Raw genomic sequence first — 24825 nt, forward strand, 5'->3', positions numbered from 1 at the left:
TGATTTAAAGAAAGATGAACCCTTCTTGTTATTCAAAATCTAGGCTTGGCCTTATCGTTCTCTGTTTCAGGTAGGACATGCCCCCTCTTACTTCTTAATTTAAAGGTGTAGTAGTAAAACAAAACAGACAAATTTTTCTTTTTTTACTATCCTTCTATTATTATTACAATGAAAGATCTATGTCTTCAAATAACAATAACAGAAAATAAAATAAACTAATCCAAACCAAATTAATCTAGTCTAATCTAGATTAATTTGGTTTATTTTGTTTTTTTAAAAACCAGACCAGATTAAATTAGTTTAGTCATTCCATAATCAAACTTTACACATTACGATATTTGACCAAATGGCATTTTAACCAGCAGACGTCCATATACTATTGTAAAAGGAGGAAGGATAATGGTGTATAGACCTACAGTAAGATACCCGGACGTTTATAAAGAATATATAGAGAATGTGTATAAAGCGACCGATCTAGATCGTAATCAAATTATCCGTTTGGCCTTATTTGTGGCCGCACATTCAAACGAGTATAAAAGTATCCTCCAAAAACACAAAATTGCTGACGTCCCTCTCCCCTGCCCGGATTGGGGGCGGGATGAAGAAGGTTGCTGGACAGATCAAAACTATATTAAAAAACAAAATCTAGCCCCATACAAAATCAATGAACAGGGTGGCATTAAGATTATTTTGGGCTAATTATTTCTTTTTAGATTCATTTGTGCTCTTTACGTAATGTAGCGTAGATGCCTTATTAGCAAGCTTTTCAGCCAGTTCTTTTGAAATATCTTTACTCATTTCGTATCACCTCACTTAAAAAAAGCCTTGCCACAATCCCTAGCAAATATACCTCCCTCCACTCTTGGCATAGCGTAACGATGTAACCAACTGACCAACCAACCCAAAGAAAAAGACGATTTTGAAAGGGGAAAAGCAAATGGGAAAGGTTAACCATTTGAATCCGGTTCTCTCTTCTTCTAATAAAAAAATGATTGAACCACAAAAAAGGAAAGTTCGTTCGGATAAGCTTCATGACATAAAAATCCCCGTGGACGAACCCATGGACATGATATTTAGGCGGGAATCCCGACGATACTGGAATGGCTCTAAAACAGCCTTGGGCACTGAAATACTATTGTTTGGACTTGAACAGGTGCTCGTATACCCTGACGTCACCTATTCAGACCAGCCTTACACGGTTCATTGCAAAGTAGATCATGAAACTTATCAAAAGATAGGCGATTATGCGGCCGTTTGGAAATGTAGCGTTCGAAAAGCAGCTCATCGAATATTTGTAGAAGCATATAAAAAAAGCACAACTAGGGGGCGTAACCGATGGGGAAATATAGCCAAGCCAATCTTATAGATGAAGAACTATCTTTGATCGGATCATCAAACTTTATCGGAAAGCTTCTCCACAAGGTAAATAAATCTTCAACCATCTTACTGAGCATAGACGTCCCCTTGAATCTTTTTCTAAGAGCAGAAGTTTTCTGTGAAGATATTCAAGACCTATCAGACCTGCATTTCGAACAAAACGACTTGATGAATCTTTTATATAATGACTTCTTACTTTTTGCGAAAAAGAATCCGGACTCAATGGCCATATTCCGATTGCTCACCTCATTGGATCAGTATGCTGGTAAAGATTCAAGACTTGAAAAGTATGGGGAATCTGCTTTTAAATTAATCCATAAAGAAAAGAACCAAGAAATGAAAACATTGAATTTACGCATGAGAAGGAAATTCGCCTTACGTGGAGAGGTGTTGCTAGCCGATATGGAGGAAGTTCAGCCTGAACATGGCTACACACTAGAAAAAGTATTTGAGCTTCTTTATATAGACTTTATTGATAAATTTCGAAAAGGTAATCATGCGGGTGTCGTAGAAAATATCCTGCGCCTGCTTGATGACGAAATCGAATAGAATATACGAAACGCTAAGGAACACATTTGAAGGGGAAAGTCAATTTACCTCAGGCTAAATCTCAAAATATGAACCTATGCATTCACAATACTATTTGCATAAATAATGAGCTTGTAGAAGTTTCTCCAAGCTCATTACCTAACTTTTCGTTGTTCAACTATCGCTACCCTTCGTTAACCAACAACTTCTCTTCTCTTCTATTGCATACCATCAACGGACTATTCATCCAAAAATATTTTCATCAATACTTACTCCAAAGTAATCGGATATCGAATTGGCTTACTAAACAGGGGGACAAGTCCTATCTATTTTTAGTATTTGTAGTAACATTTGACCTGGACGCTGGATAGTTACTTTTTTCTGACTGTAACAATCACAGTTTTTGTCTGATATGTAACATTAGCCCTTTGAGGGAATATTATATTTCGAGCAAGGCAACTTAGTCACCAATAGCACTTCCACCAGCAATCCTTGCTCTCTGCTTCATTTCAATCACAAAAATTTAAATGTCCTCAATCTTTTTTGGTATAAACGTTCTTTTGCTTCTTGAAATAACTGATCATTCATACCCCCTTCAATATTTATGTCTGTTCAACTAGGATGCCTTTATCTTTAATTACTGAGAAGATGCTCCGCATGATATGTTAGGAAAATCTTCAAAAAAAAATAAGCATCGTTTAGATGCTTCAGAGTGTAGACAAACCCCTTTTCCCAAAGAATTGTTGGAGAAAAAGGGGTTTTTTTATCTTTTAATTAGCATATTTAGTTGTAAATTTGAAAGAAGGACACAATATATTGTTGCTAAACTTTTTATAAAAAACAGCTGTCGACTTTGTCGACAGCCTGTAGCATCGTTTAGATGCTTATTTTTCATTTAACCACTCTTTCATTTTTTCTAAACTGACTGTATACGGACGTTTAATTAGATTCCTTTCATACCGGGACAAGGTACTATGGGAGATTCCCATTTCCTTAGCTGCCTCTAAAATGCTTAATCCCCGATCCGTTCTTTCCTTATTTATCGTTTCAGGAGAAACCTGCTTTTCTTCAACCATCTCCCTGGTTGCACCAGTCTCCCTGTCCGTCATACCCTTCAACATCGTTAGAAAATTCTCTGTGTCATAGTCCTGATCCTCAATCAATAATAAGTCCTGGTCATCTCCCATTCCCGTGATTTCAGTAGGTGGGATGATTTGGACACGTGCCTTCAACCAGGTGTTTGCGAACCAATTTCTCTCCTGCTCAATTTGCTTCTCAAGGGTTTTTTCCTTATAGCTCCACCCTTTAATGATTCCATCCTGCTGCAGGGTGTCCAATATTTCTTCAAATTGTTCTCTAATCCTTGAACCATATCGAGGATTCACATCCAAATCCATGACTTTTAAAAGCCCTTTGTCTCCCCCAATATGATAAGCTCTGAGATAGTCTGCACTCTTCTGGCGAATCCTCCACTGCCAGGACAGGTACCTGGATAACCGTTTATGGTACTTTTGCTTAATTGGATGGTATTCTAGAGTCTTTAATGCAAGCAGCCCACTGCTCCTTTGGGAACCGTACAAGAAGTTGGCAAGCAATTCCCCTGGACGAATGCTGCATTCATAAATACCAATCGGGTTATCCCCCCGATAGGCTACCGTTACGCTATCCACCAAAAACAAGGGATTAAACTGCACTTGTCCAATTTCTTCAAAATCTCCCTGATCCTCATTGATGAACCTCAAATTCTCTTTTTCAATTCTAATCCATATCGTTGTGAGAGCAGCCAACCTTTTCATGATATCATCACGTTCTTTTTTTCGATAAGACATTTGATAGCCGTCTAAATCTTCCTTCCGACCTTGCAATCTCCTTAGATTCAAAGCATCATCCGTATGGAAATGAATCATTTGGTCCTTATGAGTAGCCTGTTGCATCCAAAGAATCGAGACAATATCAAAAATATCTGCGGTTAAGTCATCCATCGACGTGATGGCTTGAGAGGTGAGATTTTTCCATTGTTCGATGGCTACATTTGATTTCATCATCAGATAATCATTTTCTGCCCTCACTTGGGCCGTCGCTTCTAAAGCCCTCTCCGCAATCCTTGCAGTAGGAATCTCGGTCGCAATGTCGAATTCATTTTTACTTATGGTCTCCCTTAATTTATGAAATAATAAGGCCGAACCGGACTCGGCAAAATTTTGATTCAACAAGGCATTTATCACTTCCCTGTTGTTAGACTTTGGGGAAGGTGCTGAATTCTCTTCTCCTATAATCTGTATGTATGGAAGGACAAAATTCCTAATTTCTTCTATGTAATCATCAACCCATTGTTCCATATCCTCGAATTTCAATCCATAATCTTTCACCAAGCTATCCAAAATCACAAAAAATGCTTTTAATGTTTGGCTAGGCTGGTAATCATCTTGACCTGACATAAGATGGTTGATATCCATATTCCAATCGACAAAGAGTTGAGGATAATCTGGAAAAATCGTTTTCATGACATTCAAAAATTTCGTTTGCAGGGGTTGTAACATTATTCTTTAACCCGCCCTTCTTTTGTCGACTCTATGTCCTCAAATGAGTACTGTTGGATGTAATCTTGAAAAACAACGGTTTCCAAAATACCCAAATCGTGCAGAAAGCTAACGGACTCAAAAGAAAGGAACTGAACGATCGGATTTTTTTCTAGGATGGCATTTTTCAACTGTTGGATGTCCTTTTCCTGATAAAGGATATAATTTCCCATCTGTTCTTTGATGTCGTTAGGGGAATAGATAGTATCTTTGAAGGGTTGATTATGCATACATTCATAGACCATCTCATCTTTTATATAATAAGTCCTGACACCAAAATCTTTCCCAACCTTATAAAATTCGATTTGTTTTCGAAACCATATGGGACCACTGTATAATTGGACCACTGGTTTAGGAAGCACGCCACGCAGCTGATAGGTGGAAACCTTTCTCCGATCCCATCCGAGAATTTCCCCCACCTCTTTAACTCCTACTAAAAAATCCATATGTGTTCCCCTTCTAATCTAGTAATATGGTAATTATGAGTGAGCATTGTTGCTTTTGTCAACACACGGTTTAAACGTGCAACTTTTTTAATTTTGACGTTTCCTTTCACAATGTGCACATAACACTTCTTCTCTGTTCACTTGCGATATATTCTCCTTTTTTCTTTATTTCCTTTATTTACTCATCTTCGGATACTTCGTTTTCGTCTCAATATGACTTGTGCTATAGCCGTAGGTAAAACCAAGGGTGCATTTTCATGATCTAATGACTTTCTTGAATAATCATTCAAACTTTTAAAAAGGTTGCATCAGCAACCACTATGCAGGGTCGATGCCTGCTTTAATCAAGAAAAACGGAAGTTTTTTTAGTATGGTTTTGGGGTTCTTGGTTGTTATTTTCCCTTTTGACTTGCGAAGCGCATCTGTTCGCCAAAGGGGGATGTTTTTTCCCTTTGGCAAGTGGAACGAAAAACACACATAGACAATCGGTCCAGGGCGAAAAAATTGCAACTTATCTTTTATTTGACGTTTGCTCTCACAATGTGCACATTCCTTTTAATATAAATCTTCTTTTTAAATATAGGTTCTTTACCAAAAGCCTTGCATAAAGTAATCTCCTTCAGGTCAAATAAAAAGGGAAATGACGTTTCCTTTCACACGTTTTTGTGCAAGTTTTACGATTTTAGTTCGATTATAAATGGCTTTTTTTTATAAATCGTTGATATACCAGTGATTATCTTAACCCTCTTAATGATTAAAGAATGACGTTTCCTTTCACAATACGCACACCATTATATGGGATTGCAACTTTTCCTTCATTGGACGTTTGCTCTCACAATGTGCACTATGATAAGGGTATGCAAGTTTATCTTCCGTTAACAACATCCCCTAAGATAGATACCTTCTTGCACATCTCACTCATCCATAATAAGCTGTGCAACTTTTTCTTGTTTGACGTTTCCTTTCACAATGTGCACAATTCCCTGTTTTTGATTTGAGATTTTTTAAAACATTTTGATCAAACAACCTTTTACACCCCTAAATCTCCAACAAAATTTCAGCAAAAATTAGGAGTCCTCACAAAATAGTACCTAAACTTATCTCTTTTTGTTCTAAAATGAAGAAAAATGACGTTTGCTCTCACACAAACTTGCACACATTTCTGTGCAAGTTTTTTTATTCTTGGCCATTTATGGATGGGCAATCTTATGAAAATATTGATATATCAACGTTTATCCTAATTTGCTTATCTATCAATTCATGACGTTTCCTTTCACAATATGCACAAACCGTGTGAAAAAATGACGTTTCCTTTCACACAAAAATATTTTGAGTTTTTTTCAATCCCTTGCCCCCCAAGGGATGAGCACACGTTGTGCAACTTTGAAAATCCCTTAATAAAGGACAGCATTTCCTGTTTTTCCATTCTGCTATAATTCAAACTAGAAAAATAGACGAGAGGAGGGCCTAAAATGAAAGAATCCAGAATAAGAATCGATGGTTTTAGAATGCATCACGCCATCTTAAAAGAATTCCATTTTCTTCGTGATCAGTCATTTGAGCGCCCTCCTGCCTCTGCCTATGTCGTATATATGACCATGTTAAACCAATTACAAGTAGAACAAAACCAACGAGGCATGCTTAAGGAATATAATCTTTCTTACTGGGCAAAGAAACTTGGAATTTCTTATTCTACCCTTTGGGGAGGAAAAAAGTTTTTAGAAGATCATCATTTTGTAAAAGAGGAAATCCACGAAGGGTTACCTGTTATGGTGTTAAAAGATGTTGATAAGTATAATACACCTGAACTTAATGGTGTATCTCTCAACTACCTAATCATACCGCACGCCCTTTTTGAAACGAATATATTAGCAGAATTCGTACGGACCTCGAACCCGGAAGGTATCGAACTTCTCTTATCCTTACTTAACCAATTCCGGACTGGTCTGTCTTTCAGCAAGACAGGTGAAATGGAAAAAATAAAACAAGAACGGACAATGAAGACACTTAAACTTCAACTAAACAAAAATGCAAAAGGGGTTCGTAAAACTTTAAGCGTTTTAGAAGCTCTTTTTTCCATCGAATTCACAGGGATAGAGGTTCGTGGCAAGCAAATATGGATTAAAAAAGCCTCCTTTTCCTTGAAGCGGGAATGTGTGGAAGAAAACACGGATGAATTCAATGTCAACTCACTCATGGCAAAACTATCAAAAGAGCTCACCTACTTCTTTGATGGACATCAAATTAAATTTAAACCAAGAGACCAAATCGATGTCATGATTTCCTTTAAGCAGGAAGTAATGAATAAACTGAACTATCTTATGGATGAGGACTATGAAAGCTTCACCATACGTGATCGATTCATGAAAAACTTCTTTTTACAAACAATGGATCAGATAGGAATTCATATACATACAGAAAAACAACGAAAAGGTTCTTTCCATTTCTATTCGATTGGCGCCTTTTTCAGAATGGCCTTTAGAAAGTATCTTCCTGGGGCCTTAAAAAAGATTCCTTATGAATTAATCCATGAAGCCAAAATCAGAGAATACACCAAAACCGGCCAAGCACCAGAGCTACACGGTGTAATTTAATAGCTTAATCCAGCCTTGTGAAAAAATAAGACATTCACAGGGCTATTCGAATATACTCAAAAAAAAACATTGAAGTATTCCCTTATAACAAAAGTCTTTCCTTCCCTCTTCTGTCACGGTTTCTGGCAGATTTTCTGAGAAGGATTTTTTTTTACGTCTAATAGTTTCCGAATATAGACTTGTGTAATAGTGGATATTAAAAATACCATCCTGTGAATATGTAAATAGTTAAAAAAAAGCCCTGTGTATATGTGACTTCTTTTACATTCTATATGTGGGAAAGTGGAAACTCTGTTAAAACGACTCTTAGAAATGGCTAGAACCCTTGTCCCTCAAGGGATATACCTAACAATAGAAAAATGCCTATTACTTTTGTTTCTTTTATTAAATCTGTTTTCTCTTATTAAATATGCCTTTTTATTAAATTTGTTTATTTACGAAATAAATCACTTCAAACAGAATTTAGAATAATAGATTTTAAGAATAATGTACTCGCAGTAAAACAATGTGCCTTTCAAAAATTACAAATTTGAAAACTAATGAAATATTAATCAACCACATTAGTTAGATTAAGGTTCATTTTTTATAAATTTTATACAATCAACAGAAGAAACCTCCAATTAGTTGGGGCGGGCTTAAAACGGCAGCTATGAAAATTCAGCAAATGAGCAGCATTCTATAAAACCTTTCAGGAAATCGCTTTTCACCAAAAATTCTGCAAGTAATACCTTAAAAAAGAAAATACTTTGTAAAAAAATTAGACCACCCAAGACGGTGGCCTAAACTTATATCTATTTCCTGCACGTATTTAATTAAGGGGCAAGGCCCCTTTCCCCTTTTACTTGCTATAAAGCTCTAGAGAGCTCATTGAGAGGCTATAGACCACATTGATCTTCATAAAGCAAAAGGACACTCTTATTCCTAATTTGAATCTACAAAATGAAATGTTAAATATCCATCTTCCAGAAAGCGTACTACATATAAAGGTTTGGGAGGTTCCAATTTCCAACCTTATCCCATAGACCAAAAATAAATAAAAAAGAAACATTAATCTTCCATAGTTTGTTCTAATACTTCCCTTTCATTGGTAAGAAGTGCTGTTTCAGATTTTAACCTTTTTTCTAAAGCAAGTGATTCTTCTTCCATTTGACTAATCTTCTGCCTTATTGCATTAATTTCTTCAATGAGTTCCACTTCTATATGGTCAGCTTTGATATCCCTTTCATCCACTAGTATGTCAGATTCTATATTCAGAGTATCTTCTGTACTTTTTTTTGCAAAGAAAGAGAAAAAGCCTGTATTTTTCTTTTGCTCCAAACTTTTTCGTAACACATTCGCTGCTTGTCGATCCATTTTTCGATTTAACCGATGATTTTTAATCTTTTCTTCTATAACTTCAATTTGTCTTTGTCTATCAGCTATTCCAGTTCTCCTTCTCAGCAACTCCACTTCAATTAGATTGATTGTGTTTTGTAGCGTGAAGGTTCTCATCATTACATTCTGCCTTCTATCAAATTCCGAGAATAATTGATCTAAGGTATCCTCATTATATTTACTCCCTTTTGCTTTTCCGCCATTTTGTTGAGGAATCGACTTTAGCGATAACTTAACTTGAATATCGGAAATCGTTTCTCCCCTCTCAATTGACAGTAAAGTCATATGGATTTTAAAAACAGTGAGAAATGGCAATCGCTTCTTTCTACCTTCAACATAAATCTCTAAATATCCCTCTAGCATCCTAACGTAATACCTTAACGTCGAATTAGCGATATTAAAGATCTTATCGGAACAATCGGTGGTTGAATACATAGCATTCGGATCCAACTCTAGTATATCTTCTTTAAATAGTTTGGCACTGTATTCCTTATCAAGCACCAACGAAGTGAATAAAGCATCGTCACGAAGTGCTTCTGTAATGAAATCCTTATTTGCCTGGACTCTGTTTGTCACGATAACCCTCCTCTTAACGCTAGTTTAACTATAGCTTATTTTTATATACCTATCGCTAAGCGTCAATTTATCTGTATCTATAGTTTACCTACTAGATAAAGACTAATCAACTAGGTTTGTTTGCTTTACTAGAAATAATGAACGAATTCGACCAATTTAAATCTAGTCTAGATTAATCTGGAAGTGTAATAATAACCAATCTAGTCTAATCTAGTTTAAATTTTTATTGAGCTTTTTCTACATTTCGTGCGTTAAATGACCGATAACATTAATTTAGCGGTAGAATGCAACAATATAAAATTATTAGCGTTAATTTGTGGATGGTTATCTCATTAATAAACTAATCTAATCTAGTTTATTTTGGTTTATATGGAGTGAATTCGCCTACAGTCCCCAACGTTAAATGACCGATAACGTCAAATCACCGTCAAATATATAGTTAAAACGAATCGATTGTTCACAAAGGTGTGTGTTAAACGGCGGGATATCGCTAGTTTAACGATATTAAATCAGCGTTAGGATATCGTTAACGTCAATTTAGCGCTAGTTTTTCATTGACTTTAACAGGGAATCTCTATATATTGGATAGTAAGTAGACTAAACTAGATTAGTCCGAAGGAGGAAGACCATGACAAAACTTGATTTTTTATTTAAAGAGGATTATTTAATTGCAGGAGTGGATAGCGGTAACATTTCTAATAAAATTACGTATATCGATCAAAATGGAAATGTTGTTTCATTAAATATCGCGAGTATTATCGGGGAAAACGCGGAAACGACTGCCGAAGATATGCCAGATGAAAGCGCAGATAAATCTTTTCCAGATGATATGATTCTTCATTTACATATTAAAAGTAAAGCCTTACCAAAGAATCGAACAAATGCCTATTATACAGTAGGGGAATATGCTCAAATTTCAACGAATGACAAAAATAATTTAAGAGAAACCAGCAGTGATGCAAGAGATAAATTAGGGAATGAAATCCATGTTGTTACAACTTTAACGGGATTAGCCTTAGCTGCTTGGAAATCGGGTAAGACCAATAAGGTAGACGTTCCATTGAGTTTTGGACTTCCAATAGAAGAGGCCAAACAGGCGTCTTCCGAAAAAATCAACTTATATATGGGTGAGCATGAAATTACAGCAATAAAAGGGCCTTATAAAGGCAAGACCATAACAATTAACATTACGGATGTTCAGCTTAATGTGGAAGGCGTAACGAGCTACTTAGCATTGGCCTTTGATTTAGTGGATGGGGAAGTGGTGGAAACTGAATTTTCATCACAAATCCATGATGAGTTTGCCATAGCTGATTTGGGAGCTGGAACATTGGATTTAGCTCTTTATGATGAAAATGGTTTAAATTCAACTAAATCTACAAACCATCTGATAGGTACAAATAAATATATTGATTTAATCATGAAAGAAGCAGCTGAACTAAAGGAATTCGACAGCATAAGGGCTCGTTTTGAAAGGGTGAATAAAACTCCTAAGATTTCGTTTACACGTGAAGAATTCATGAGGAAGTTCATCAAGCCGGAAATCGATAAAATGGTTAAAAAACCTAAATATTCTCCTGTCTTTAAAGCGACATGGCAGTCCAAAACAGCAGATATCACCAAGATAGTAGAAAAATATACAAAACAATATGCCGAAGAAGTGAAGGATAAAGTCATCCGGTATTTTGTTGATACAAACGTTGGGCAAATGATTATCGTCGGGGGAGGGCTTCTCTTCGCTTATCAATACCTAGCGGAACTTATAGATGAAGATTGTTTATTTCCTCCGAATATCGATCAAGCCAGTTTCTTTACAAGTAAGGCATATCTCTTGAAAAATATTATTGCTGAAATTGAAAAGCAATCAATTGAAGCATAAAAATTCAAGAGTAGGAGCAGCATCTTCTTTTAGTTGTGATACAAGGTGGTGGTAACGTTGTCCAATAGAAAAATCATTCCAGGTAGGGGAATTCAATATACCCCAAAAACCTCGATAAAATGGGCTAATGAATTTAATGAGTTGGTAGACAGCTTTAAAAGCAGAAATGAACTTATTAGCGCGCTTATTGAAGATGGATTAAAGGTTCGGAATGGATCTTATAAAGAACAAGGTATTTACCTTCCACTAGATACCTTTGCGAATGATCAATTAGCACTTTTGAAAACGGAGGAAGGGCAAAGGATTCTTTATAATATCGTTTCTTTAATTGTAGGGAATCCCGAAGGGGCGGCGCTTGCCCAGCAAATGGTGCAGCCGGTATCCCAGAAAAGTAAGCCAGCTTCCTCACCAATCGTTCCATCTGAAGCGCCTGTCAATCATGAAGAAAATGCTAAGGAAGGTAAGGGTCAATCAAACGAAGCCCTTTCTAAACTATTGAAGTTGGGGAAGATGACCAATTTAAAGGGATAAAACACTTTTAAAAATAGAGCTCAGATATATGTAAGAGGCTGATTCAAAAGGTCGTTGAATAACGACTAATTTGAATCAGTCTCTTTTTTGTTAATTTTACACTCAAATCAAATGGAAAGAGCCCTTTTTAACTGGAAATTTTATATATAGGGGGTTCCGTCGAGTGGCTGGATCTTTTTACAAAGTTCTCAAAGCAGGTCGTACATTTTATATTCGAAGGTTTTGTAAAAATTTGTATTACAGTAACACTGGATAATGTAAGCGTTTTCTTTTATAATAAAAACAGGCGATGGTATCTTGGCGTAGCAGGGCCAATACATTTATAAAAATGATGATTCATTAAAAAATTACTATTTCTAAACAGAAAATGTAATGAACTTCAAATTGGTGTGTGCTTAAGGTTCTGGATGATATTAAGATAAAGTAAAGGGGAGGAAAAGATGGAAGAAGAAAATAAAACCCCATTTGTCAATTTTATTCAGGAAGATCGATTTGAACTAAACTCCTACCTTAATTATTTATTTAACCAATTTAATGAATATGTTCCAAAGCATATGGAAGATGTTAAGATGATGGAACAATAACGATAATATAACAACAAAAATACGCGGCTGTATTATTCCTTGAGAATAATGCAGCCGCGTATTTTTGTTTTCTTTCTTCTTAAAAGAAGGTTTTTACCGTTATGAACTTAAAAAACTTAATTAAATCAGAATCTAGCGGTTGATCTAGCCAGAAAAGAATAGATCAAGGATTAGTAAAAAGGATAATAACAAGACTAAAGTCTCTAGAATACTAACCAGAAAAGTTAGGGTTATATGACTACGAATCCCATCAATAGGTTCATTTTTTGTATTTTTTTGGCTGATTTAATCAATAAAAGGAATATCGCTGGTAAAATACAAGCAAGAGAGACGTCAGAGGTATTGCCATAGCATCCTTTTTAGTGGAGAGGGAAAATTGTTTGTGTATGAGATACAGATGAACTCTAAGTTGTTGCATTCTGTAATATCATTTCGACCCAGTAAGGAGATGATCTTGTTATGAGAAATGATTCGATTGAAAGATCGGTCAATGATTCCATGCTTACGATTGCTGACTCTATTCTACAAATGATTGAACAGTCTAAACAAAAAAGTTTAAATAAGACAAGTCTCATGAACCAGGAAAAGAAGAGTTTGAAACAAGATTCCACTTCTTGGTCAACCGAAGAGAAGACAGAGGCTGAGTATGAGCTATATTACGCCATGATAAAGGAACATCACCCTCAGTTATTTGAAATAAAAGGGAATTACATTGAAACATTCCCAGTCGATAAGAAAAAAAGTGTTTTCCTCATCCTGAAGGATAAAGATGCGTACTTCGGGGTCTATAAACAAGAATTTAAGGAAGCGCACATCGTCACACCAGTATTTCCAACCAAAGAGGATTTGCTTCAAAATACACTCGGAACCTCCCAATTTGAAAAGTTTAGAATGCACTCATTCTTCATTGTGGATGATGGAAAAGCATTCTCCCTCCATGACAATAAACAACTTCGGCTAAATTTAGCAAAATCTTATAAAACCCTAACAACTTATGAAAATATCGAACAAGCACGCACCTTTGTTGTAAAAGAGGAACTTAAAAATGATCCTAAACTTAGAAAACAATCTCTTCGTAGGGCTTTAGAAGAGCATTTTATTCCTTCAGATCTTTTAGGAAAGACTGTTACAATCCAAAATATTTCAAATGATGGTCAAGGGACAAGGCTATCATTAGTAGAGAATCAAAAAGAACGAGACGTCTGGTTGCCTGACATTGCAGAAAAATGGATGGAAAGAGTAAGAGATAACCCAGGAATGAAAGTATTGTTTGATGAAGTTATCATGGATAGTCGTTCTATTGCAGAAGGTTTCCTTGCGTTTTATGGCATGGAAATAAATAAAGAAAGCCAAGCGAAACAACATGATTTTGAGGTGATTTCAAATCAAGTTGGCTCGTATATTGGGAAATTGAGTGGCAATGGAAAAGTGAAAAAAGTTTCCCCTTACTTCTCTGAGAAAGAGGCCGAGAAACAGTTGGGAAATTTAAATAATCACATTCAACTAGAAAAGCGGAAAGAAATACAGGTACAAGAGGTGGAAACCGATATTCAATTCAAAGAAATTAGGGAAAACGACTAAGGAGGAAACATATGATTTCGTTAAAAAAATTACAACTCTTACTGATGTTTGCTGCAATTCTTTTACTTTTACATATCGCCCCAGAGCAAGCATCTGCAGCAGCCAATGTATCAGCAAAAATCAAAGAGGGACTGAAACAAGTTCAAACATTGTTAACGGGGCTTGTTGTTACAGTAGGCATCTGCGTATCCATATGGATCATCATTAAAAAATTACCAGGCGTGGATGATCCTCATACCAAAAACGAAATGTTTCGTGGAGTAGGAATGGCTTTGGCAGGGGTAGGGTTAGCAGCCGCAATTGTATGGCTTGTTCCGTGGATGTACGCGTTATTCGCTTAATTGAGGTGAACTAGATGACGGAAAAAGAAGAGCTTAGAGCGGCTCTCAAAGAGTTACTTGGAAAAAAAGACAGTCGCAAGGGGAAAACGTTTGTTTTCCCTGATAATGTCGATCGATCATATAACATTGTTAAAGGCTTATCATTAAGGAATTTCTTTAGATATATATTACCGGCGGTCGTTATTTCCGCCATTATCTTGTTCATTCCCCCTTATTCATTGGGATTTATGATGGTTAAATTGTTCTTTATGGCCCTTTTGCTGTTAGGCTCCTTAACCTTTGCTGTTTTACGTCCCATATCTGCTCGGCCAAATATCACATATAGTAGCTATTTAAAACGAATTATTGATTACAACAATAGACAGAAGATGTTCTTTATGAAATCGAATAAAAGGGATGATTTCCGTGGTTAATCATAATAAGAAAATGGATAGAGAAGAATTTGACTATGAAGTAGAAACCCTTATAAAAAAGGGAAAATCGACAATTCAAGACATAAGTATTATAGAAGGGATATACAAAGACTATGTCCTTTTGAAAAATGGTTATCTGACGTCCATCCTGCAAGTGAGTGGTATCAACCTAGATTTGTTGGCGGAGTATGAACAGAATCGTTTATTTGAAGATTACGGTTCATTCTTAATGAGTCAAGTCCATGATCAATTACAAACCATATCGATGACGGTTCCAGTGGATTTCCGTTCCTATAACTTAGGTTGGAAAAAACGCTATTTGCATGAACTGGAGAATAAGGATAACCCAGGTAATGAATACAAGCGAACCCTAATCACATCTTACATCGATCACTTCCAAGGGATAAGGATGAAGGATGAAATGTCGACAAAACAACATTTTGTTGTCATTAGGGAGAAAATGAATAAACGTACGTTCCAAGATTTAGAACGTACTGAAACTATTCTAACAAAAAAGGTGGAGGAAATGACAAACTCCCTGCGATCCACTTTTGAATCGTACGATATAACGATTAGAAAATTGTCTGAGAAAAATACGTTATCGTTGCTATACAGATCCTTTGATTTTGAAATGTCAAAACTATACGGATAACCGGTTCGGAAAGGAGTAAGTCAAATGCCTTTTTCTTTAGCTACTTTATTTTCTTTAATAAAACGTGAAAATAAGCAGGACGAACAGGTGAAACAAAGTCCCGAAGACATTTTACATGGGATGTTAGAGACCGAAGAACTTAATTCCATTTATCCTTTTGTCTGGAAGGAAAATAAGAATTATATCGAAAGTGGTGGCAACTTTATTAAGGTGCTGGCTGTCGTTGCTTATCCTAAAGAACAAAAAGGGAACTGGCTATCGGATCTGAAGCGATTAAAAGGAAACATATCCTTTGTCCAGTACCTAGAACCGTCCAATTCAGAAGGCATGATCAGCTATTACAATGACTCTATTAAAAATAAAGATGCGGAACTATTAAAAACAAGAGATCCAGCCACTCGCATCAGGTTGCAATCCGAACTGGACAGCGCAAAATATCAACTAAATCAGGTATTATCAAACCGTTCTACCTTTATGTATCTGTATACATACATCTTCATTCAAGCTGCATCCTTAGAAGATCTGAAGACCTTAGAAGACAATGTCCAGAGGATTTTAACGAAACTAAGAATGAAAGCTCTAAACCCTCATTACGCAACACCGATGGCATTCTGGTCGGCCCTGCCTTTAGGGGATAATCAATTAAAGGATTATACCTATCAGATGTGCAACAGTGAAGCGGCCTCTTCTTTCTTTCCGTTCGATGATTCAGAGATTTGCTATTTATCCCCGACGGCTCAGGTGGAAGGGATCAATAAGACAACCAATTCGTTGGTTGCGATAGACTATTTGGATACACAACGTACATTAAATCAAAATATGGTGGTCATTGGGACATCAGGTGTTGGAAAATCTACCTTTATGGTTCAAAAGATTCTTCGCTGCTACGCCATGGGAATCAAGATATATATCATTGATCCAGAAAATGAGTACTCGCATATTGTGAAAATCCTTGGAGGTGAAGTTGTTCATCTCAGTAGTAATAGTTCAACGAAAATCAACCCTTTGGAGATATTCTCCACAGAAATTACGGACACCGAAGATTTTAATGATGATTCGGAATTCATAAGGGACCTTGTTAAACAAAAGGTTCAACGTCTTAAGGCCTTTTTCAAAGTTTTAAAAGCTGACTTATCCCAAGTTGAATCTAGTATTTTAGATAAGACACTGATCAACCTTTACAATCGTTTTTCCATTAATGAAGAGAGCAATTTTACAAGTTTAATGGCAAAGGACTTCCCAATACTCGAGGACTTTTATGACGATTTAGGTACATTGAAGACAAATGATTTAGAACGCTATGAAAAAATACAGGATTTTTATTTTATCCTGGAAAGTTATGTTCATGGATCTAACTCGTTATTCAATGGCCATACGAACGTGAATATCAATAACTCTCTATTCTCTTTTAATCTAAAATCCCTACAAAATGAAGTGGATGTGCAGGCTGCTTGTTACTTTAATATCTTTGGTTTCCTATGGGATGAAGTGACGAAAACAAAAGAGGAATTGGTGTACCTATTTATTGATGAATTCCACTTCTTATCAAAGAACCCGGATTCGATGAGATTCTTTTATCAAGCTTATAAGCGATTTAGGAAGTATAATGCCGGCGCTATCGCAGGCACGCAACAAATAATCGATGTGCTGGATACCGAGGATAACCTAGGGGCAGCTATGATTGAAAATAGTCATACAAAAATATTTTTTGGTCTGGACAATAAGGGTGTTGAAGATGTGGTTAAAAAAATTAATCTATCATTCTCTGATGAAGAGATTTCCTTATTAAGAGCGAAGCGTCAGGGAGAGGCATTAATTGTATACGGGTCTCAACGTGCATTTATTCGTGTTGAGCTCACGCAAGAAGAACTACGTCTTTGGAATAAAAAACGGTACCTTGAAAAATATGGTTTAGATCCTGATCAAATCCCTGATTATGAGGGAAGGAATGAAATGACTCCCATTGAAAAAGAAGAAGTTCGAAATTTTGTTCTGTAAAGGGGGAGACAACAGTGAAAATCCAATTATTTGAACTTGGAACGTTATTCATCCTTAAAAATAGGCACTATCGTTTAGAAATTGCGACAAATAAGGTGTTGGCTGAACGGGTAGAGGACCTTACAGAACTTCAGGAAGAACATCCGTATTTCTTTACACTGAAAGATATACAAAAAGAAAACGATCGCTTGATTCTTGATTATGAAATGGATGAAGGTTATCAACCTCTACAAATAGCAAAATCATATTCAACCGTATTACGGCTTGCTTTATTAAATCAGTTGCTAGAATTGAATCCTTTACACAATTTTAAGGGGAAAGTGCTTATCCACCCAAGAAACATTTTCTTTAAAGATATGAAAAAACTAAAGTTTCTATACAGAAGCAATCAATGGTTGCCCTTTGAAGGCCATATTGAAAAACTAGAACAATACAAAATTCTAACCCTATCTATGTTTTCCCGTTTTTCCTATGAAAAGTATAAACGGGAAAAAGAAAATCTGCTTAAAAAGGAAAAAGATGAATTTTTCTTCCGGATTGAAAATGCTGGCTCCGTTGAGGATTTGAAAGAGCTGATTGCGAGTAAACTTCAGGAGGAGGAAACGCTGCATTTTTTCGGATTAGAAGCGGAAAAACAAAAAATCAAAAAGCAAAAAAGGATCCTGACAGGAATTTCTATCGGGATCTCTGCTGCATTCTTTACTTTGGCTCTTTTTCTTCAACAAATGGCAGTCAAGGAAGCTGAAACGGTTTATGCAACGGAACTTGAAAAAGCTGAACAAAAATCAACATTTTATAAACTATTAAGTGAAGACAAATATGATGATGCCCTTTCCTTGTTGAAGAAAACGGGTGGTTCAAAAAAAGAGTTTGCGAATCTTTACTTTGAAAAAGGTGAATATCAAAAGGCAATAGAGGCAGACGATAACTTGATAAAGCCTAGTGTGGAAGCCTTATATAAAGCGAATAAAAAGGAAGAAATACTAGGATTGGAAGCCGAAAGTGACTATCTGGACATCGAAAAGAAAATAGTAAGCTATGATTACAGTGTTTTGTTATCGATGCAGGCATTTACAAAGGATGAGGACCAACAACTTCGGATCGGACAAGCCTTTGCTGAACACGGGGATCTAACAGATGCCAACGATCTCAATAAGAGGTTAAAAAACAAAGAATTAACGGTTACGATCAGAAAAAAGGAATTGCAAAACCAAGTGGCTCAATTAGAACAACAAATAAAGAATCTCAAGAAAAAGAAAGACGGGAAATCAAAAGATATTAAGGAACAGCTTGATCCAAAGAATAAGGAGCTCACAACATATAAAACGGAACTTGATAAACTTGATAAGAAATTGGGTTTTAATTAAGTGTCCGCAACAGTTGCTGTGAAGGGAACCGTTTTTGTCGTCCGGTACTGGAAGGAAATTACGATAGGCGTCGTATTTTCCTTAATATTAATGGCGGGCTTATTACTCGGAACTCAATCTCAAGAGGAGCCAAAGGGATATATTAACTCGCCATTTGGAACGGCTAATGTTCCACCTCATATTGAACAATGGAAGGGCCTGCTTCAAGAATATACGACGAAGTACGGAATACCGGAATACACAGATTTTCTACTGGCGCTCATGTATCAGGAATTAGGAAACTCGCAAACCTTGGATATTATGCAAAGTTCTGAATCTGTCGGGTTACCGCCAAACGCCATTCAAAACCCGATAATGTCCGTGAATTTAGGGGTTCAACATTTTAAATCGGTGTTAGAGGATGGACAAAAGAACGGGGTGGATTTTCCGGCTATTGTTCAGTCATACAATTTTGGTTCTGGTTACCTGAGTTTTATTTCTTCAAACGGAAAAAAACATTCCGTTGAATTAGCCCAACAATTCTCATTGGACCAAACTGAAAAACAAGGATGGAGTTGTTCGGATTGGAGGGCACCTTACTGCTATGGAGACTATACGTATGTGGAGAAAGTGATGGGAAATCTAATGCCGACGGGAATTGTTGTCGGGAGTGAAGATGTTTCCCCATTTGGGGAACAAGCATTTAATGCGATTATCACAGAAGCGAATAAATATGTAGGCTGGCCATATGTATGGGGAGGTTCAGATCCCCATAGAGGATTTGATTGTTCGGGATTTACACAATGGATATTTGCTAAAGTGGGGATAAAGCTACCACGAACTGCTCAAGAACAATATGATGTGTCGTCGAAAATCCCGCCATCTGAAGCAAGACCAGGTGATTTTATCTATTTTACTGGAACTTATGAGACCAACAAATATATCACACATGTCGGGATTTACATAGGAGATGGCAAAATGTTTGATTCTAACGGTTCGGGTATTGGAATCCATGACATACATTCGTCTTACTGGAAATCTCATTTAGCTGGTTTTGGTAGAGTGTCCCATTAGGAGGAAAACACCATGAATAAATTTTTCGCTACGTTGTTAGGACTATCCATCCTAGCGAATATGATTTTAGGATTTATGTATGTTGGTCAAAAGACCATGATGACTCAAGCAGAAGATCAAAATATCGAAACCAAAAAACAGATGGTTCAGTTGAAAAGTAAAGTGAATGCAAAAGACAAGGAACTGAATACCTTTCAACGGAATGCAACCTATTATGAAATTGAACATAGTGAAGAGGTTAAAAGCTTTGTAGACGAAACTTTTAGAGGACTATTTAATTACGATAACAAAAATTATGCTTCACGTTTTGATCAGGTCAAGGATCGGTTAGCAGAGTCCGTTATTTCAAAATTGAAGGCTTCAGGAGAAATGGGTAGTATGGAAATTGAATTCAAAAATGAAGTGAAGTCTTTACATGTTTATCTAAGTGCTGTTGAAAAGGACCAAGCAAAAGCGCTTGTAAAGATGGAAACACAATACTCTGTAGGTGGCAGTGCATTCCCAAGGAAAAATCAATTATATGAGGTCACGATCGCTTTGGATGGAGAGAAAAGGCTCGTTGATAAATTAGAGTTAATGGGGTCCTTCGAACCTTTTGAAGAGAACTGAGTGTATCGAGTGTTTTGCCGGATTTGCAGAGATTGAAAGTAATCAAAAAGGAGTGGATCCTTTTGAAAGTGATGGGAATACGCCTGTTGTTAATGGTCTTTTTATTAGCTATATTTGAACTGATTGTGATTAACATAGCGGGGATCCTTCCGTTTCTTGCGGCACATAAAGCCAACATATCCAGTGCCCCGTTTATGGACTTTGTAACAGAAAACCTCATGAACCCTATTGGAACATCTACAAGCATGATTGAAAAGAAGAATCCACTTTTCTTCATTGGTAGTGGCGCTGTAATCGTATTAGCCGTCTTTATGGTCTTTTTTGCGAAGGGTGGAAAGGGTAAATATGAATTAGCAGATAAATACGGTGTTCATGGTTCAAGTAGATTTGCGCAAAAGCACGAAATATTTACGCATGGTGAGACGGTTGAGGTTTCAGCAAAACAGCTTATGCAGGATCTTGAAACGAGTATGCTAGATTCGAAAGGGGAGAAATGAAGTGGCTTCCGATTATATGAAAAATAATGGGATCATAGCAGGCGTTTTAAACCATTCAGTGATTGTGCAGCCAACGGATTCAAATCTTCCAAACCGAAACCACTTTGTAGTCGGGGGCCCTGGTTCATCCAAAACTCAAGGGTATGTTGTGCCCAATGTGTTACATGAAAAAGATTGTTCCTTAGTGGTAACGGATCCCAAAGGCGAGGTCTATGAACTAACTTCTGAAGTCAAACGTAGACAAGGCTATGAAGTCCATGTGGTGAATTTTTCAGAAATGGGATACTCAGATCGATATAATCCCTTCGATTACGTTAGAGAGGAAATACAGGCTTCCACGGTAGCGAATGCCATTATAGCTTCTAAAAATGACCCGAAACGAAAAGATTTTTGGTACAATGCCCAATTTAGTTTGTTAAAAGCACTTATCCTATACGCCGTTCATGAATTACCACCCGAACAACGTAACATGACGGGTTTGTTAGATTTCTTACAGGAATTTGACCCGGAAGCAAGTAAAGACGGAGCAAGTGAGCTAGATGGACAGTTTTTAAGAATGGACAAATCACATCCAGCTAGAAGGGCTTATGAGTTAGGGTTTAAAAAATCCCAAGAAAAAACGCGAGCGAATATTATTATTTCTTTACTTACGACGATAGGTGACTTTACTTCAAGTTCGGTCTCTCGATTTACAAGCTTTTCCGACTTCTTTTTAGGTGATGTGGGAAAAAGGAAAATGGCCTTATATGTGATTATTCCCGTTATGGATTCTACATGGGAAGGGTTAATTAATTTATTTTTTAACCAAATGTTTCAGGAGTTATATAAAGTAGGAGCTCAAAACAGAGCAAAGCTTCCTCAACCAATGATCTTTATTTTAGATGAATTTCCGAATTTAGGAAAATTTCCTGACTATGAAAAATTCTTGGCAACCTGCCGGGGCTACGGAATTGGAGTACTTACCATCGTTCAAAGCATCACTCAATTGCAAGAGAAGTATGGCCGGGAGCAAGCAGAATCCATTTTAGGGAATTGTGGAACAAAAATCTGTTTAGGGAATGTCAATGAAACGACCGCTAAATACTTTTCTGAGTTAATGGGAAAAACCACCGCAAAAATGAAAACTGGTTCAATTTCAAAATCAAAAGGACAATCATCCAGTTCGTCTTCTTCCTCAAGCTTTTCTTATTCAGCACGCAACTTGATGAATGTTGATGAAATTTTAACGATGCATAAAGATGACGCTATCGTAATCATCACTGGAAAACACCCAATAAGGGTTAAAAAAGCCTACCAATATGTCCTGTTTCCAGATGTAACGAGCTCATTACGTGTAAGCCAATTAAATTATCAGAATAAACCATCACAAGAAGTGTTGGATTGGCTTAAAGGGAAAAGAGAGGAATATGACGAGTATTTTAAATCAACGGAACGGCAAGAAACAGTAGAAAAAGCGGACGTTGAAATGCATGAGAAAAAGGTCGGAAAAGTTGAAAAAGAGGCTGAAAGACAAGAGGAACTGGCCATGAGCTTCTTTTCTCAAATGAATACTACCTCTAGTACCAATCCATCAAAAAAAGGGGGATCTTAAGTTGAAAAAAGTACCTTTGTTTATACCATCATTCATTTTACTTCTATTACTGGTTGCTTGTAATGGAGGCGGTGAAAGCTTTGATCCGAAGGTTGAGCAAGAAAAAGCGACATCAGTGATAAACAGTGTGTTAACTTCATTTGAGGATCAAGAGAAGTTGGCTGAAGCAAAAACAAGGAATGAAGCAAATATAATCGCGTGGAAGAAGTTAAAAGAAAAAAATATTGCTGCTATCTCAAAAGATTTAGCTAAAGAAGATCAAAAGAGGTTACTTTATCTTTTGACGCTTAATAAAGCTGACGATCTTAGTAATGGAGAAACAAAATCTAATATATTATTTACACATAATACAGAAATGAAAGATGTTTCACTTGACCAAGAAAAAAAAATATTCACTTTTGATATAGAGCGAAGTGGGTTTGATCACAAATTGATCACCTTAGATAAACAGGAAGACGTTTGGAAAATCGTAGCCGTTCAGGATCCTGAATAAGAGGTGAGTCAATTTGTTTGATTTTAAGGAAAAGATTGTAGAAGCCATTCAGGGAATGCTAGAGGATTTTATTGAATGGGCACTTTTAATGTGTAATGATCTTTTACTGAAGCAAAACGCTGAAGTAGAGTTCCTTTCATCGGTCAATAGTCTTTTGCTTGCCCTAACCTCAACAATAGCTGTAACGATCATTTTATATAAAATTATAGAGGTTATGTCAAGGAATGCGGCAGGAGATGCCGTTGCGTACGGACCTGTTATTGTAAATACGTTAAAAAGCGCACTACTGATTCCAGCGATGCCTTTTGTTCAGAAAATCTTATTAGAAGAAGTTGCTTATAATATGGGAAACTGGATGATTGGGGAAGGAAGTAAGGTTAGTCAGGAAAAAATAGAAAACATGTTAGCGCCAAACAACTTTGAGGCACTTCATTTCCAAGGGGCAGCACTTCTAATATTATTAGCTGTCTGTGCAATAGCGTTTATTGCATTCTTATTTTCAGTAGCGATATTCCACGCAGATGTGATGTTCTTATATTTATTAAGCCCTTTGGCATGTGTGTCGGTTATTGCGGATGATAATGAATATTTAGGAGTTTGGTGGCGTGAATTACTAAGTCTGATCGTTACGATTCTTTCCAAAATCTTTTTATTCGTAATAGCTTTAAGTATATTAATCAATGAAAACCTTACATTTCTTAATTTTCTATTACTCATGGGATGCTGTATTCTCTTGATTAAGAGTCCTTCGGTCCTTAGAAACATGTGGTATTCATCTGGGTCGGGTAGAGGCATGATGGGGGCTATGGGTGGGACAACAAAACTAGCTGCTAGAAGATTTTTATTAAAAAGGTAGAGAAAAGGCGACTTAATTGTCGTTTTTATTTTGCACTCAGAATAAAGGTGTTGAATTACATATTCTCTAATTCAACGGGCATCGTTCTAGTTCTGGAATACATAAGTAATTTGAACAAAAAAACTACTCGGTACGAGTGTTAAAAAGAACAATCATCATAGACTCCAGGAGACAAATTTATCTTGTTCCTCTCGTGAGGTTTGCTTATAAATTATTTTAGAATCAACCTCGATAGAATATATATTTCAAACTAATATGCAAGTATACAAGGTGATCCAAAACAAATGTTTCAAAGTGATTTGATTATGATTCGAATTGTATACAGGATGAGTTGAAGGAAGTATGGTGATGAATACAGAATAAGTCAATAAGATGATTTAGGAGGGAATTGCATGACATACTTGGAACAATTTGCACGTAATCGGAGAAGAAGAGAAAAGACAGAGGTATTAACCGCACGCATTCCAGAAAGCTTGTACAGTGATTTCAAAGGTTACTGTGACGAACTGAATTTATCTATCAGTGAAGCGGTTTGTCTGCTGGTAGAACGTGAAATGGCAGGGAATGAAAGGGTATCTGGAAAACTAGCAATCACGGACGAATACAAAATGAATGATGATGTAGTCAAGGTGAATACAGAGGTAGTCAATAAGGTTGCAAAAAGAAGTAATTCAAATAGAAATAGATTCGTAACGACACAATGGCAAGTAGACGCACAGCTTCCATGTCCATATTGTGGTCAGTGGTTGGCAGCGACTAACTTCTCCAGACATGCCAAGCGACACTTGACAACCACACAGGATATTTTTACGAATGAGAAATTTAGAGAGAAAATCAAAGAAATGATCAAGGCGAAAAAAGCTGAAAAATGAACTAAATGAAGAGGTAATTTTGGATTAACAATAG

23 protein-coding genes are annotated in these 24825 nt (G+C 36.5%); 20 read left to right on the top strand and 3 right to left on the bottom strand.

Translation table 11 applies throughout. The features are described 5' to 3' along the window. The first annotated feature begins 402 nt into the window (after positions 1 to 402). From QFZ73_RS27505 to QFZ73_RS27515, 3 genes are all read left to right on the top strand, one after another. Positions 403 to 699 carry a hypothetical protein gene (locus tag QFZ73_RS27505; protein WP_373459045.1) on the top strand — a complete coding sequence of 99 codons (297 nt, stop codon included), beginning with the start codon at positions 403 to 405 and terminating at the stop codon, positions 697 to 699. Positions 700 to 937: 238 nt separating this feature from the next. Beyond that, on the top strand, positions 938 to 1366 hold the full coding sequence (locus QFZ73_RS27510) for a hypothetical protein (RefSeq protein ID WP_307273694.1): 429 nt from the start codon (positions 938 to 940) through the stop codon (positions 1364 to 1366). Further along, on the top strand, positions 1336 to 1926 hold the full coding sequence (locus QFZ73_RS27515) for a hypothetical protein (protein ID WP_307273697.1): 591 nt from the start codon (positions 1336 to 1338) through the stop codon (positions 1924 to 1926). The genes QFZ73_RS27510 and QFZ73_RS27515 overlap by 31 nt, the downstream gene beginning before the upstream one ends. A gap of 863 nt (positions 1927 to 2789) precedes the next feature. Here QFZ73_RS27515 and QFZ73_RS27520 read toward each other — a convergent pair. Beyond that, the gene (locus tag QFZ73_RS27520) at positions 2790 to 4445 is read right to left on the bottom strand and encodes a helix-turn-helix domain-containing protein (RefSeq protein ID WP_307273700.1); all 1656 of its coding nucleotides are present in this window, start codon (positions 4443 to 4445) and stop codon (positions 2790 to 2792) included. Beyond that, positions 4445 to 4930: a hypothetical protein gene (locus tag QFZ73_RS27525; protein ID WP_061466452.1), complete on the bottom strand. Its 486-nt coding sequence runs from the start codon at positions 4928 to 4930 to the stop codon at positions 4445 to 4447. The genes QFZ73_RS27520 and QFZ73_RS27525 overlap by 1 nt, the downstream gene beginning before the upstream one ends. Positions 4931 to 6402: 1472 nt before the next feature. Between QFZ73_RS27525 and QFZ73_RS27530 the strand changes: the two genes are divergently transcribed. After that, complete coding sequence (locus QFZ73_RS27530) at positions 6403 to 7524, top strand: hypothetical protein (RefSeq protein ID WP_307273704.1); 1122 nt, start codon at positions 6403 to 6405, stop codon at positions 7522 to 7524. A 1047-nt stretch (positions 7525 to 8571) separates the two neighbouring features. Here the strand turns inward: QFZ73_RS27530 and QFZ73_RS27535 are convergent. Continuing rightward, positions 8572 to 9474 (bottom strand): hypothetical protein, encoded by a 903-nt coding sequence (locus tag QFZ73_RS27535; protein ID WP_137017307.1) that lies wholly within the window; start codon positions 9472 to 9474, stop codon positions 8572 to 8574. 628 nt (positions 9475 to 10102) lie between these two features. On the opposite strand from QFZ73_RS27535, the gene QFZ73_RS27540 reads away from it, so the two are divergent. The 16 genes from QFZ73_RS27540 to QFZ73_RS27615 all read left to right on the top strand — a co-directional run bounded on the left by QFZ73_RS27540 (position 10103) and on the right by QFZ73_RS27615 (position 24791). Further along, a complete protein-coding gene (locus tag QFZ73_RS27540) occupies positions 10103 to 11353 on the top strand; it encodes a ParM/StbA family protein (protein ID WP_307273709.1) in 1251 nt (416 codons plus the stop codon). 57 nt (positions 11354 to 11410) lie between these two features. Beyond that, positions 11411 to 11884, top strand: a complete 474-nt coding sequence (locus QFZ73_RS27545; RefSeq protein WP_307273712.1) for a hypothetical protein — start codon at positions 11411 to 11413, stop codon at positions 11882 to 11884. A gap of 440 nt (positions 11885 to 12324) precedes the next feature. Beyond that, complete coding sequence (locus QFZ73_RS27550) at positions 12325 to 12468, top strand: hypothetical protein (RefSeq protein WP_251433109.1); 144 nt, start codon at positions 12325 to 12327, stop codon at positions 12466 to 12468. A 459-nt stretch (positions 12469 to 12927) separates the two neighbouring features. Further along, positions 12928 to 14049: a hypothetical protein gene (locus tag QFZ73_RS27555; protein WP_307273718.1), complete on the top strand. Its 1122-nt coding sequence runs from the start codon at positions 12928 to 12930 to the stop codon at positions 14047 to 14049. 11 nt (positions 14050 to 14060) lie between these two features. Then, on the top strand, positions 14061 to 14390 hold the full coding sequence (locus tag QFZ73_RS27560; RefSeq protein WP_307273721.1) for a CagC family type IV secretion system protein: 330 nt from the start codon (positions 14061 to 14063) through the stop codon (positions 14388 to 14390). A gap of 14 nt (positions 14391 to 14404) precedes the next feature. Continuing rightward, a complete protein-coding gene (locus QFZ73_RS27565; protein ID WP_307273724.1) occupies positions 14405 to 14803 on the top strand; it encodes a hypothetical protein in 399 nt (132 codons plus the stop codon). Continuing rightward, positions 14796 to 15455 (top strand): TrsD/TraD family conjugative transfer protein, encoded by a 660-nt coding sequence (trsD, locus tag QFZ73_RS27570; protein ID WP_307273728.1) that lies wholly within the window; start codon positions 14796 to 14798, stop codon positions 15453 to 15455. The genes QFZ73_RS27565 and trsD overlap by 8 nt, the downstream gene beginning before the upstream one ends. A 24-nt stretch (positions 15456 to 15479) precedes the next feature. Beyond that, complete coding sequence (locus tag QFZ73_RS27575) at positions 15480 to 17453, top strand: VirB4 family type IV secretion system protein (protein WP_307273730.1); 1974 nt, start codon at positions 15480 to 15482, stop codon at positions 17451 to 17453. A gap of 14 nt (positions 17454 to 17467) precedes the next feature. Beyond that, the gene (locus QFZ73_RS27580) at positions 17468 to 18820 is read left to right on the top strand and encodes a type VII secretion protein EssB/YukC (RefSeq protein ID WP_307273734.1); all 1353 of its coding nucleotides are present in this window, start codon (positions 17468 to 17470) and stop codon (positions 18818 to 18820) included. After that, positions 18821 to 19873: a bifunctional lytic transglycosylase/C40 family peptidase gene (locus QFZ73_RS27585; RefSeq protein ID WP_307273737.1), complete on the top strand. Its 1053-nt coding sequence runs from the start codon at positions 18821 to 18823 to the stop codon at positions 19871 to 19873. It abuts the gene before it with no gap. Between the two features lie 12 nt (positions 19874 to 19885). After that, the gene (locus QFZ73_RS27590; protein WP_307273740.1) at positions 19886 to 20482 is read left to right on the top strand and encodes a hypothetical protein; all 597 of its coding nucleotides are present in this window, start codon (positions 19886 to 19888) and stop codon (positions 20480 to 20482) included. Between the two features lie 62 nt (positions 20483 to 20544). Then, positions 20545 to 20979, top strand: coding sequence for a hypothetical protein (locus QFZ73_RS27595; RefSeq protein ID WP_307273742.1), 435 nt, complete (start codon positions 20545 to 20547; stop codon positions 20977 to 20979). Position 20980: 1 nt separating this feature from the next. After that, a complete protein-coding gene (locus tag QFZ73_RS27600; protein WP_307273745.1) occupies positions 20981 to 22570 on the top strand; it encodes a VirD4-like conjugal transfer protein, CD1115 family in 1590 nt (529 codons plus the stop codon). Position 22571: 1 nt separating this feature from the next. Further along, positions 22572 to 23063: a hypothetical protein gene (locus tag QFZ73_RS27605; protein ID WP_307273747.1), complete on the top strand. Its 492-nt coding sequence runs from the start codon at positions 22572 to 22574 to the stop codon at positions 23061 to 23063. Between the two features lie 13 nt (positions 23064 to 23076). Next, the gene (locus QFZ73_RS27610) at positions 23077 to 23919 is read left to right on the top strand and encodes a conjugal transfer protein TrbL family protein (protein ID WP_307273750.1); all 843 of its coding nucleotides are present in this window, start codon (positions 23077 to 23079) and stop codon (positions 23917 to 23919) included. Between the two features lie 392 nt (positions 23920 to 24311). Then, complete coding sequence (locus QFZ73_RS27615; RefSeq protein WP_307273752.1) at positions 24312 to 24791, top strand: hypothetical protein; 480 nt, start codon at positions 24312 to 24314, stop codon at positions 24789 to 24791. The last annotated feature ends 34 nt before the right edge of the window (positions 24792 to 24825 follow it).

This window comes from Peribacillus sp. V2I11 (genome assembly GCF_030817135.1).
GTDB lineage: Bacteria > Bacillota > Bacilli > Bacillales > DSM-1321 > Peribacillus > Peribacillus simplex.